General features: G+C 44.8%; 11 protein-coding genes. 6 read left to right on the top strand and 5 right to left on the bottom strand.

Annotation, left to right across the window (positions count from 1 at the left end):
- The first annotated feature begins 107 nt into the window (after positions 1-107).
- A complete protein-coding gene (locus KNO99_RS09765) occupies positions 108-566 on the top strand; it encodes a hypothetical protein (protein WP_214693050.1) in 459 nt (152 codons plus the stop codon).
- A 17-nt stretch (positions 567-583) separates the two neighbouring features.
- Here the strand turns inward: KNO99_RS09765 and KNO99_RS09760 are convergent, their stop codons facing one another.
- Complete coding sequence (locus KNO99_RS09760; protein WP_214747946.1) at positions 584-2,284, bottom strand: methyl-accepting chemotaxis protein; 1,701 nt, start codon at positions 2,282-2,284, stop codon at positions 584-586.
- A 213-nt stretch (positions 2,285-2,497) separates the two neighbouring features.
- On the opposite strand from KNO99_RS09760, the gene ispG reads away from it, so the two are divergent.
- A complete protein-coding gene (gene ispG / locus KNO99_RS09755) occupies positions 2,498-3,619 on the top strand; it encodes a flavodoxin-dependent (E)-4-hydroxy-3-methylbut-2-enyl-diphosphate synthase (protein WP_074033343.1) in 1,122 nt (373 codons plus the stop codon).
- A gap of 76 nt (positions 3,620-3,695) precedes the next feature.
- Entirely contained in the window at positions 3,696-4,280 is a 585-nt protein-coding gene (locus KNO99_RS09750; RefSeq protein WP_214747945.1) for a hypothetical protein, read from the top strand.
- 39 nt (positions 4,281-4,319) lie between these two features.
- Here the strand turns inward: KNO99_RS09750 and KNO99_RS09745 are convergent, their stop codons facing one another.
- Genes KNO99_RS09745 through KNO99_RS09730 form a run of 4 tightly spaced genes read right to left on the bottom strand, consistent with a single transcriptional unit; the run spans position 4,320 to position 7,778 of the window.
- The gene (locus tag KNO99_RS09745; protein WP_214747943.1) at positions 4,320-5,708 is read right to left on the bottom strand and encodes an NAD(P)H-hydrate dehydratase; all 1,389 of its coding nucleotides are present in this window, start codon (positions 5,706-5,708) and stop codon (positions 4,320-4,322) included.
- A gap of 36 nt (positions 5,709-5,744) precedes the next feature.
- Positions 5,745-6,170: a Fur family transcriptional regulator gene (locus KNO99_RS09740; protein ID WP_214747940.1), complete on the bottom strand. Its 426-nt coding sequence runs from the start codon at positions 6,168-6,170 to the stop codon at positions 5,745-5,747.
- A complete protein-coding gene (locus KNO99_RS09735; protein WP_214747937.1) occupies positions 6,163-7,020 on the bottom strand; it encodes a metal ABC transporter permease in 858 nt (285 codons plus the stop codon). Before KNO99_RS09735 ends, KNO99_RS09740 begins: the two co-directional genes overlap by 8 nt.
- A complete protein-coding gene (locus KNO99_RS09730; RefSeq protein WP_074033348.1) occupies positions 7,017-7,778 on the bottom strand; it encodes a metal ABC transporter ATP-binding protein in 762 nt (253 codons plus the stop codon). The genes KNO99_RS09735 and KNO99_RS09730 overlap by 4 nt, the downstream gene beginning before the upstream one ends.
- A 186-nt stretch (positions 7,779-7,964) precedes the next feature.
- Between KNO99_RS09730 and KNO99_RS09725 the strand changes: the two genes are divergently transcribed.
- The 3 genes from KNO99_RS09725 to KNO99_RS09715 all read left to right on the top strand — a co-directional run bounded on the left by KNO99_RS09725 (position 7,965) and on the right by KNO99_RS09715 (position 11,926).
- On the top strand, positions 7,965-9,494 hold the full coding sequence (locus tag KNO99_RS09725; protein WP_214747934.1) for a Ppx/GppA family phosphatase: 1,530 nt from the start codon (positions 7,965-7,967) through the stop codon (positions 9,492-9,494).
- A 2-nt stretch (positions 9,495-9,496) separates the two neighbouring features.
- Positions 9,497-11,662: an RNA degradosome polyphosphate kinase gene (locus KNO99_RS09720; protein ID WP_214747931.1), complete on the top strand. Its 2,166-nt coding sequence runs from the start codon at positions 9,497-9,499 to the stop codon at positions 11,660-11,662.
- Between the two features lie 93 nt (positions 11,663-11,755).
- Positions 11,756-11,926 carry a DUF1427 family protein gene (locus KNO99_RS09715; protein ID WP_074033351.1) on the top strand — a complete coding sequence of 57 codons (171 nt, stop codon included), beginning with the start codon at positions 11,756-11,758 and terminating at the stop codon, positions 11,924-11,926.
- The last annotated feature ends 113 nt before the right edge of the window (positions 11,927-12,039 follow it).

Raw genomic sequence — 12,039 nt, 5'->3', positions numbered from 1 at the left:
ATCGGCATCTTCATGTAAACACGTTTTATGTAAAAGTTTTATTAAAACACTGTACTATTTTTAATGATTTTATGGATGTTGTAATATAACAGATTGGAGTTTTTAGCATGTTGTCCACCATTTTTACGTTTATTCGAACGAGCGTAGTGCCGTCAAAACGAGCCCTCCGTCTCCGCCTCGCTCCGCTTCACGCCTATATGGGAGCCACTTTTGTGTTGACGTTACTCATTACCGTCTTGGACTTTATTGTGATTCGTCCTGACTTTTTCATTCCGATGTGGCTCTTCTTACACGGATTCGCCATCTTCTTTTTCTATTTAATCTGGGTCGCTTTCATGGCTTTATATGTTCAATTATTTACAAGAGTCTATTCCAAAAACATGTGGGCTTACCGCCAAGCTTGGCCATACGCAGTGTCGATGACACTTGTACCAACAATTTTATTAGTGATTTTGTATCACATGAACTCTTCATTGATTTCGATTGGCTTTGTGATTGGACTTGGATATATCACCTATCCTTTAACAAAAGTACCTCAAAAAAAACAACGACGAGCGTCTTCGTGAACGCTCGTCGTTGTTTTTTATTTTGGTGAAAGATCCTCAAGCGTTCGATTTAACGCTTCGCTTTGGTCTTCTAAATCTGCGCCCGCAGATCGTAAGGCAGATTGAACGTGTGACCACCGATCGACTCCCTCGCTCAGCTCTCCCAATTTTTGTTCAAGTAACGAACTGATTTCTCGTAGTTGCTCATTTGATTCGATTAATTGTAAAAGCTGTCTACCTGTGTGTGAGGTATGATCCGTAATGGTTTGAAACTCACCTACCTGCACTTTGATTTCGTGATCGATCGTTCCGATTCCGCTCTCTACTCGTGAAACGGCATCTTTTAATCCATGCACTTGATTGATAAAGTCATTGACTTCCCCTAACAAATCCTTTCGCTCCTCGTTCAGCGCTTCGATTGCATGTACCGCGAGAAGTGTCGCTTCATTTGTCATTTTCGCTAAGTTCCCCACCTCACTGGCAACAACAGCAAATCCTTTCCCATGCTCGCCCGCTCTTGCTGCTTCGATTGATGCGTTTAGCGATAACATCTTTGTGGCTGCCGAAACCGAGAGGATACTCTTCAGCGCTTCATCCGCTTTTGACGAGTTGGCTTCGCTTTCGATTAATTTTTTCTGAATATTCCCCATTTGGTGTTCAACATACTCACTTGCGTTTTTGACAGAAGAAAACGTTTCAAGTTCATCATGTAAAATGGACTTCAAGCGATTCCCTCGCTCATCGACACTGTCCATTTGACGTCCGAGCATTTCGATTTGTTCGGTCACTTCCTTCATTTTTGATGTAGTGTCGCTCGTTACCATCTGATACGAATCACTCGTATGTTCTACAGTGGTTGCGACTTCTTGGAACTGTTCCACTTGATGATGACTATTCATCAATTCCCGTTTAAAGACAGGAAGACTTTGATGGAACGCATTTGCCGTCTTCCCCATCATTTCCATAGATTGATTCCATAAGCGAATGAACGTATTGAACTCCGTTTCGAGAATATGAATCTCCTTTGATTTTGCTCCGAGTGACACATCATCGAATCGGCGCGATTCTACGGCATAACGCAATGAATTGGCAAGTATACTCAACGGTCTGACTTCGCGCTGAATCAATCGTGTAAATAGGATTGCCATCCCGATCATCGAAATCAATAAGATATAAATGATCAATCGTCGTAGCTCATTCATCGGACCAAGTGTCGATTCTTTCGTTACAACGAGAACATAATCCGCTTTCAACTCAGGAATGGAGATAGATGCCATTAAGTATCGCTCCGTTTCTGTCACTTCCGGTTTCGTCTTCGATGCGACTTTCTCCAGGGTTTCTGTTCTCTCCATCCCTTTTGGTCCACTCAATTGCTCAATAGACTGTCCACGCACTAAAAATTGTGCGGCTTCGAATTCATCCCCCGATAAAATAGAAGCTTGTTGCATATAAGTGGATTTTAATGAACGGTTCAGTTGCTTCTCGTTTGCAACGTATGCACTGTAGGATGTCTTTACTGCTTCTCGCATGACCTTGACTTCTCGTACGAGACGTTGCTCGATTTCTGCGGACAATAGTTGTTCAGACTTTAACGCGAACCAACCAAACGTCATGATAAAGACTAGTAAAATAATCGGCATGAGCGTCCATTGGAGGCGGTGTGCCATTTTATAATGCCGATTCGGTCGATTGTTTCGTCTCGCTTTCTTCATTTGATTCCGTTTGAAGCCCCATTTCATATGTTGCCACCTCTTTTTCTATTCTCGCCTTTATATCGGTCTTGAGACGGTGGAAAATTATAAAGTAGATGTTAAGATAACGTTAGAGTTTGTAAAGAGCACACATCCGTTACGCATCCTAGATGCTTTTTCACATTCTTTTCGTTATGATAATGAAGAAACCTTATTTTCTTAAATCGATTGGAATCTTTCCAAAAGAAGGAGATTACGTATATGTCAGAAATTTTGCATCGTTCATTAACTCGTCCGATTCGTGTCGGTAATTTGATTATCGGAGGATCGAACGAAGTCGTCATTCAATCTATGACTACAACAAAAACTCACGACGTCGAGGCAACTGTCGCCGAGATTAAGCGTCTAGAAGAAGCTGGGTGTCAGGTTGTTCGCGTGGCATGTCCAGACGAACGTGCAGCTGACGCACTCGCTGAAATCAAGAGCCGCATTAACATCCCGCTCGTTGTCGATATTCACTTCGACTACAAGCTTGCACTAAAAGCCATCGAAAGTGGCGTCGATAAAATTCGAATCAACCCAGGTAACATCGGTCGACGCGAAAAAGTAGAAGCTGTCGTAAACGCCGCGAAAGCAAAAGGAATCCCAATTCGAATCGGTGTCAATGCCGGGTCACTCGAGAAACAATTCCTTGAAAAGTATGGTTACCCGACTGCACAAGGAATGGTCGAGAGTGCGATGCACCACGTGAAAATTCTCGAAGATCTCGGATTCTATAACACAATCATTTCACTCAAAGCTTCTGACGTGAACTTGGCGCTTGAAGCGTATACGCTCGCTGCGAAGACGTTTGATTACCCGCTCCATGTCGGGATCACAGAATCAGGTCCACTTTTCTCTGGTTCACTTAAATCAGCAGCTGGGCTTGGCGCGATCCTCTCACTCGGAATCGGTTCAACGGTTCGTGTCTCTCTTTCAGATGACCCAGTCGAAGAGGTAAAAGTTGCGAAAGAAGTGCTCAAGTCATTTGGTCTTGCTGCAAATGCCGCAACATTGATTTCTTGTCCGACGTGTGGTCGAATTGAAATCGATTTGATCTCGATCGCGAAAGAAGTAGAGGAATACATCCAAAACATTAACGTCAACATTAAAGTTGCTGTTCTTGGTTGCGCGGTAAACGGTCCTGGTGAAGCACGTGAGGCTGACATCGGTATCGCCGGTGCCCGCAATGAAGGTCTTCTTTTCCGCCACGGTAAGATTATCCGTAAAGTTCCTGAAGCCACGATGGTTGAGGAATTGAAAAAAGAAATCGACGCCATTGCTGCTGAAAAGATGGCTGAACGCGAGCGTGAAGAACAAGAGCTTGCTAATCAATCAAATTAATGAATCACCTTACCCGCACGGTTGCAACCGTGCGGGTTTTTGATAGAATAGAGGGCATGTGAGGAGGAGTGATGAGATGCGAATCGGTATTGATTTAGATGGGACCGTAACAGACCCTAGAAGTTGCTTTATATATATGAATGAATCACTTGGTTACTCCATTGACTATCATCGTGCGACAGAGTATGAACTGCATACGTATACCAAGATGGAACAGCATGAGTTTTGGAAGTTTATGATTGAAGAAGGACATGAGGAAGCAATCTATCGTCGTTCCCTTCCCCATTCCGATGTATTGGACGTATTATGGGAGTTGAAACAACAACATCACCTTCACTACGTCACTGCAAGGAGCGAAGCGGTTCGTCCTGTTACAGAAGAATGGATTACGAGTCACCGACTTCCACTCGATTCGCTCGTGATGACCGGATCACACGATAAAATCAATGTCGTCAAAGACTTGTCACTCGAATTATTCATGGAGGACCGTTATGAGAATGCAGTGTCCATCCACGAAGAAACGTCTATCCCTGTCCTATTGTTCGATGCACCTTACAATCGGAAAGTGCTACCTGAAGGTGTTAGACGCATCTCTACATGGCGTGAAGCACATCATCAGATTGCGCATATCGAAAAACAAATGGTTCTTAACCAACGCTAAAAGGCACTCCCGTTCAGCTAACGGGAGTGCCTTTTTTAATTAGATGCGGCCGAGTTCTTCAATCACGTCGCTTGCCAGTACACTTGCTGGATGAATCGTTTGACTGATCGATTTAGCTGCGAGCGCGTGCCAAAGGACTGCTTGTTCATTTGGTGACCATGCCCCACCTTCTCTCGCCCATAATGCGAGCAAAATTCCTGTCAACACGTCGCCGCTCCCTCCTTTGGCTAAGGCAGAGGCTTCCACTGTATTGACCGCGCCTGTTCCATCGGGTGCCACGATAAGGGTATACGTCCCTTTTAAAATCAGGTGGACACGGTGCTCTATTGCAAATTCGGCAGCAATGGTGAAACGATCACTTTCAATTTCTTCAACCGATTGACCTGTCAATTTAGAAAATTCACCAGGGTGCGGGGTGAGGATGAGCGGTCCTCGTGCTTCAAGTCGCTTTGTCGATAGTGCGCCCGCGTCAACGATGACAGGACACGACTGCCGAGTCACTTGTTGCCAAATCAAGTCCAAACCCTCACCTTCCACCATTCCAGGACCGATTGCAATCGCGTCGTATGTTTTTTCCAAGAGATCCGTATGCTGGTCGTACATCGCTTCAGGTAACGTCGAAATGAGAGGACTCGCCTCCCTTGGGATCGAGAGGTTTAACAAGCCAATCCCGGAGCGAAGTGCTGCGCGGCCAGCCATAAATGGGGCCCCGAGAAGATGACGACTCCCTCCAATCAATATGCCGTGCCCATAATCCGTTTTATGACTGAATCGGTCTCTCTCTAAAAGCGATTGATCAAAATCAGATTCGGTCAATACGTTCCAGTCCGATGTATGCGGGAGCCCGATATCAATTCGTTCGAGCTGCCCATAATAAGGTGCAGTGCGGTTCAAAAAAGCTGTCCGCTTATAGCCGTGTAAAGAATAAGTATGGGTCGCCTGAACAGCCAGACCATCAAACTCACGAGCGTGGTCACTCGGCATACCGGAAGGGATATCAATCGACAACACCTCTGCCGATTGTTCATTGATCCATTCAATGACGTCTCTCGCTTTTCCTGAGACGGGTCCAGACAGTCCGACACCGAGCAACGCATCGATGATGACGTCCGTAGCAATCGGTTGTTCAATGATGTGAACGAATGATGCCGCATAAGTCGCGTGCGTCGATGCCGCCTCCGATTTACTCTCACCGAGTGGTGACCAAACGCTCACGTCATGACCTTTCATCGCCAGTTCTCTCGCGACAACCCATCCGTCTCCGCCGTTATTGCCTTTCCCACAAATCACTAGAATCGTTGAAGAGGAATCTATCTGCATCTTCGGCACGATTGCCGAAGCCGCTCGTTCCATCAATACTGTCCCGGGCATCCCGTTTTGACTGGCGGTTTGATCGATCTGTTTGATTTCTTTCGCTGTGTAAATCATCTAACTTCCCCCTTTCGATACAAAAAAGGGATTGAATCAATTCAATCCCTTTTGCTTACATTCTTTACAATACCCATATATCTCAAATTTATGATCGACCACTTCGAATTCAGGATCCACTGTCTCTACAAAACGCATCGGACACAAATCAAGTAGTTTTGTCTTTCCGCAACTTCGACAAATCAAATGGTGATGATGGTGCGATGCGCTACATGTGACGCGAAACGACTTTTCACCTTCAAGCTCTGTCGCTTCGAGTAGCCCTTCCTCAGCAAAAGATTTGAGGTTTCGATAAACCGTATCAAAACTCATCGTCGGATGCTTATCCCGCATATATTCCAGTACGTCTTTAGCACTGACGTAGCGATCTTCTTCAGAGAGAAAGGCGTACATCTCAAGACGTTTCGGCGTAACTTTTAAAGAAGATGCACGAAGACGATTCAATTGCTCAGTCTCATTCATATTGTACCTCCTTTTTCCTGAAACTCATCACTTTTTCAAGAATCATGACACCCGCTAAGATGCCGACCGCGATCAACACGATGACTCCACCTGGTGCGACATCAAGGTCGTAAGCGAGGACAAGTCCACCGATTGTCGCAACTTCACCAAAGATGATTGACCAAAGGATTGTCTGTTTGAAACTTGAAGTGAAACGTAACGCCGCTGCGACAGGTAGCGTAATCAAACTTGATACGAGAAGCGTCCCGACGATTCGCATACTGACAGCGATGACAAGTGCCACAATGAACATAAACAATAGATGGAGCATTGTGCTCGGAAGTCCCGAGACTTTCGCTTGTTCTTCATCAAATGACAAGAACAATAACTGTTTATAGAAGATAAAGATCACAAGGACCGTTAAGATCGCCACACTTACAATCAAGGTGATATCTGACTGACTCACTGCAGAGATTGATCCGAATAATAACGTAGACAAATCTACGGAGAATCCTCTTGAGAGCGAGATGAAAATAGCACTCAGTCCCATACCAGCTGACATCATGATGGGAATCGATAATTCTTGAAAGTGAACATATTTACTTCTTAACCAATTGAGTCCGAGCGCCGCCAATACCGAAATCAACGTTCCCATATAGAGCGGATTGAGATCAGCAAATAAGGCGATGTATTGCCCGAGAAATAAGCTGAATGAAATACCAGCAAGTGTCATATGGGACAGGGCATCAGCAATCAAACTCATTCGTCTGACGACGATAAACGAGCCGATGAGCGGTGCTGTGAACCCAATGACAAGCGCTGCAATGAACGCATAACGTAAAAAACTGTATGTCCAAAGGTCTGCAATCATGTTGTACCCTCATGGACAAGCACTTTTACAGGATATGGTTTAATGGATGACGCCAGTTCACCGAGCTCGCTATATTCTCGAAGACCACAATTACATGCCAAACGCCCACGGTCGAGATGGACGACTTTCGTGACGAGGTCCGTCACGACGTTTAAATCGTGGGTGACGAGGACGAATGTACACGTCGTATGTTCTCTGAGCATATGCAATACTTCATAAAAGTCTTGTAAGTGTTTCTGGTCCACACCAACCGTAGGCTCATCTAAAATCAATAAATCAGGTTGATTGACCATTGCCCGCGCGATAAAGACACGTTGTTGTTGACCTCCTGACAAGTCCCCGATTTTACGATGGCGGAACTGCCACATGTTGACCGTCTCAAGCGCATTTTGAATCGCTGCCCGGTCCTCCATTTTTAGACGCTTAAATAAACCGAGGCGGCCATATCTCCCCATCGCCACAACTTCTTCAACGGTAACCGGGAATCCCGAGTTAAATGAAGCCGCTTTTTGGGAAACGTAACTGATACGAGACTTGTCTTTAAACTGCGAAATTGGCTTACCGAACAGTTCAACGGACCCTTGTTGTGGTTGTAGTAAACCAAGAATCGTTCGAATCAATGTCGACTTCCCAGAACCGTTTTCTCCAACGATGGCGACGAAGTCCCCTTGTCGAATATCAATCGAAACTTGTTGTAAGGCCGGTGTCCCATCATAGTAATAAGACACATCATTTAATTTGACGACGGATGCTGTCATCTAATCCCTTCTCTCATTTGATAAATCGTAATCATTTCTACTTTCTAGGCGTTTGTATTATACAGAATATCCGACACGCCTTCAAGCGAGACCGTTTTCGCTAATCTAAATGTTTAAAAATCACGTAAATCATATGTTCGTCCAAAACCTTGTCGATTACACTAAAGATATGAAGGGGATGGTTTTATGGAAAAGAAACTAGCAGTCATCGATATCGGGTCCAACTCGATTCGGAATGTCATCTTTGAAGTCAACGAGGAAGGACAATATTTCGAGCGACTAAACGTGAAAGAAGTAGCTCGTTTATCTAGTCATATAAGTGACTCGAATGAAATGACAGAGGACGGAATCGCTGCTTTGATCGATACGCTACGCCATTTTAAAGAATTGAACGATTATCATACCGTTACCGATGTTCTTCCTGTCGCGACAGCGGCCATCCGAAATGCAAACAATTCGGATGATATCTTACGGCAAGTGAAAAACGCTACGGGTATGACGATTCGCTTGCTAAGTGATTATGAAGAAGCATTCTATGGGTACTCTGCCATTGTCAATTCGACGTATGTTGAAGACGGTTACTCTGTCGACATCGGTGGGGGATCAATGGAGGTCACCTATTTCCAGAATCGTGAGCTTGTCTTTTATCATAGCTTCCCGTTTGGTGCTGTCACCTTGACGAAAGAGTTCATGAAAGACGATACGATGACAAAAGACGAACGCAAAGCGTTGACCTCATACTTAAAGAAAGCATTTAAGGAAATCGAATGGTTAGAACCTCATGGTGTCCCGCTTGTCGGCGTCGGAGGGACAGCCCGTAACTTAGTTCGCGTCGAACAGACCATGTCGAATTTCCCACTTGAAGGAATCCATCAATATACGATTTCTTCCGATCAACTCGAAGAAGTCGTGGATGAGCTCGTCGGCATGTCGAGCAAGCAACTCGGGCGAATGGATGGACTGTCAAAAGATCGGGTCGACATCATCGCCCCGGCTGTCACAGCCATCGGTGAGCTTGCGAAATATTTGAAAGTTCCGGAATTCACGATGAGCAATAACGGACTTCGAGAAGGATTGTTTTATGAGAACTATTTACATGAGCATGATAAAGTGCGATTTGCTGATGTGAAAGAAGAAAGCTTTCGACATTTTGAAAAACAATATGATGTGAACCCGACCCGTCACCAACACTTGATTCGATTGGCTCGTCAGCTGTATACCGGACTGATTGAAGAGAAGGCCATCAAACCGAAACCGTTCGAACCAGGTCTACTCGAGGGTGCTTGTCGTCTCGCATATGTCGGTGAATATATCGACCATAACAATAAGAGCGACCACACGTTCCATTTGATCACAACGAATGATTTCAAAGGGTTGAATAATGAAGATCGACTCGCACTCGCGCTCGTTACATCATTTAAATCAAAACGCGTGTTAGAACAACATATCGAGGCTTTTCCGAAGTGGTTTGACCACAAGTTGTTGAAGAGTCTTGAATTACTTGGTTCAATTGTCAAACTTGTCGACGCGCTCGATTTGACCGAGCGTCAAATCGTCACGGACATCCACGTCTCTAGCTCAAAAGATGGTCTTACACTCTCACTTGATACGAACGGGTCTGCCCGCTTTGAGTTGCAACGAAGCACCCGACATAAAAAACACTTAGAACGCGCAATCGACCAATCGATTGAGATTGTCTTGAACGAGGAGGAATAAACATGTCCGACTATACGTACGAACATTTCAACAATCGGGAACTTAGCTGGCTCGATTTCAACGAACGTGTCCTCGAAGAAGCGGTGGATGATCGAAATCCGCTCATGGAACGCTTGAAGTTCCTAGCAATCTTCAGTTCAAACTTAGATGAGTTTTATATGGTTCGTGTTGGAGGTTTAAAAGATGAGGTGCTCGCAGGGTTTAACCGTCCGGAAGACAAGACAGGACTCACTCCGAAGCAACAGATTAAAGCCATCTCGATGCGTGCTCAAGAACTTGTCGAGACACAATATGCGACGTATAAGAAAATCACGAAACAATTATCCAATCAAAACGTACGCTTTTTGCGCACGAAACATTTGAACAAGACACAACAAGAATTCGTGAAAGAGTATTTCCGTACACACGTCTTCCCGGTTCTCACACCGATTGCCGTCGACGCCTACCGTCCTTTCCCGATGCTGTTATCAAAATCATTAAATATTGCCGTCGAAATCGCTTCGAATGGCGAAGGGAAAAAGCGACTCGCCCTCGTTCAAGTACCTTCTGTCCTACCCCGTTATCTTGAACTGCCTACAGATGACGAGGAACATACCGATTTGATTTTGCTTGAAGATTTGATCATTCAATTTATCGATTCCTTATTTAAAGGGTTTGTCGTCGAATCGACGATGCCGTTCCGGATTACCCGTAACGCGGATATGCCTTTCCATGAGGAAGGGAGTCGCGATGTGTTGAAACAAATTGAAAAAGAGCTGAAAAAACGTCGCTATGGGGTCGCCATCCGGCTCGAAGTGCAGCAACGCTCATTACGAAAAGAACTGTTATTCATGCTACAGGACGTGCTGGATTTGCACGACCGTGACATTTTCATTGTGGATGGTCCGATTGATTTGACCTTCCTGTTCGGTATATATAGTCAAATCGGGATAGAATATGACGACATGATCAATGAGACGTTGATCCCATTTATCCCGGAAGGTCTCGAATCCGGAAAAGATTTATTCCAAAGTATCGCCAAACAAGATTATCTTCTTCACCACCCGTACCACTCGTTCGACCCAATCGTACGATTCATCGTCCAAGCCGCTAAAGATCCGAACGTACTGGCGATCAAACAAACGCTGTATCGGGTCTCTGGGGACTCTCCGATTATCAAGGCCTTGACCGATGCAGCCGAGAGCGGTAAACAAGTGACCGTCCTCGTCGAATTGAAAGCACGATTTGACGAAGAGAAAAATATTCAATGGGCCAAACAACTTGAAAAAGCGGGCGCCCACGTCATTTACGGTTATAAAGAACTTAAGACGCATTCAAAAATCACACTCGTCGTACGTATTTTAGAAGGTGGTGTGTTGCAACGATTCATTCACCTCGGAACGGGCAACTATAATGACTCTACAGCAAAACTGTACACAGATATTGGGCTCTTGACGACAAACGAGGAACTTGCCGAGGATGCCACGAACTTCTTCAACTGGCTCTCCGGTTATGGAGAGCGACCATCTTGGCACCAATTCGAGACGTCACCTGATGATATGAAAGACTTCTTCCTCAACAAAATTGAAGATGAAATCAAACTACACGAGAAGTATGGGAATGGTAGAATCGTTGCGAAGATGAATTCGATTACAGACCGGGCCATCATCACAAAATTGTATGATGCTTCCTCTGCAGGTGTAAAAATCGACTTGATTGTTCGAGGAATCTGTTGTTTACGCCCCGGAATTAAAGGTGTCTCTGAAAACATTCGAGTCATCTCCATCATTGATCGCTATCTCGAACATTCACGTATCTTTTATTTTTATCAAAACGGAAAAGAAGACTTGTATTGTTCTTCCGCAGACTGGATGACACGCAACATGAAGAAGCGGATTGAAATTCTCTTTCCAATCCTTAATGCATCGCATAAAACGTACATCAAAGATATGATGGCACTTCAACTTGTCGATAACGTGAAGGCGAGAAGGCAACGTTCTGATGGTCGTTATGTATATGTGAAACGCGAAAGTAATGAAGAAGAGATTCAGTCTCAAATCATCATTCACCAATATACGGGAGGACGCTGGAACAACATCCCTAGCGTGTTCGAACGAGAACCTTCAAACTGGGCTGAGCGGGAAGTTTTACGACTCCGAGCTGAAAATGAGAAAATGACGGATGACTGATGTTAGACTTCTCAAAAAGAGAAAGTCATTGTATAATGAATGCGGTTCAGTCATTATAAAGCGCTTTCATTAGAAGAGACGGAGGAATCATACATGCAAGAAATTCTGCTTTCATTACTCGCTGGCTTAATCTGTGGTGCCATCTTTACAGCACTCAAATTGCCATTGCCAGCCCCGCCTGTATTACCAGGTGTCGTCGGAATCTTCGGGGTCTTCCTCGGGATGAAAGTATATCAATTCGTCGTGGCAAATTGGCCATTCTAAAAAAACGATGCCTCTCAGGCATCGTTTCAGACTGTAGACAAAATATAGGTCTACGGTCTTTTTTTATGCCCAAGCCGGGCACGGCTCGCTTTCCTAGGGGCAAGCAGGGAGCC

It is taken from the genome of Exiguobacterium sp. s189 (assembly GCF_018617615.1).
GTDB lineage: Bacteria > Bacillota > Bacilli > Exiguobacteriales > Exiguobacteriaceae > Exiguobacterium > Exiguobacterium aestuarii_A.
The sequence above is the reverse complement of the archived record's forward strand: the minus strand, read 5'-3'. Positions and strand labels throughout refer to the sequence as shown.

Bases quoted from the DNA above. Each gene is read 5' to 3' on its own strand.
- KNO99_RS09750 (WP_214747945.1), top strand. From the start codon at position 3,696: ATGCGAATCGGTATTGATTTAGATGGGACCGTAACAGACCCTAGAAGT.
- KNO99_RS09730 (WP_074033348.1), bottom strand. From the start codon at position 7,778: ATGACAGCATCCGTCGTCAAATTAAATGATGTGTCTTATTACTATGAT.
- ispG (WP_074033343.1), top strand. From the start codon at position 2,498: ATGTCAGAAATTTTGCATCGTTCATTAACTCGTCCGATTCGTGTCGGT.
- KNO99_RS09735 (WP_214747937.1), bottom strand. From the start codon at position 7,020: ATGATTGCAGACCTTTGGACATACAGTTTTTTACGTTATGCGTTCATT.
- KNO99_RS09760 (WP_214747946.1), bottom strand. From the start codon at position 2,284: ATGAAATGGGGCTTCAAACGGAATCAAATGAAGAAAGCGAGACGAAAC.
- KNO99_RS09720 (WP_214747931.1), top strand. From the start codon at position 9,497: ATGTCCGACTATACGTACGAACATTTCAACAATCGGGAACTTAGCTGG.
- KNO99_RS09740 (WP_214747940.1), bottom strand. From the start codon at position 6,170: ATGAATGAGACTGAGCAATTGAATCGTCTTCGTGCATCTTCTTTAAAA.
- KNO99_RS09745 (WP_214747943.1), bottom strand. From the start codon at position 5,708: ATGATTTACACAGCGAAAGAAATCAAACAGATCGATCAAACCGCCAGT.
- KNO99_RS09715 (WP_074033351.1), top strand. From the start codon at position 11,756: ATGCAAGAAATTCTGCTTTCATTACTCGCTGGCTTAATCTGTGGTGCC.
- KNO99_RS09765 (WP_214693050.1), top strand. From the start codon at position 108: ATGTTGTCCACCATTTTTACGTTTATTCGAACGAGCGTAGTGCCGTCA.
- KNO99_RS09725 (WP_214747934.1), top strand. From the start codon at position 7,965: ATGGAAAAGAAACTAGCAGTCATCGATATCGGGTCCAACTCGATTCGG.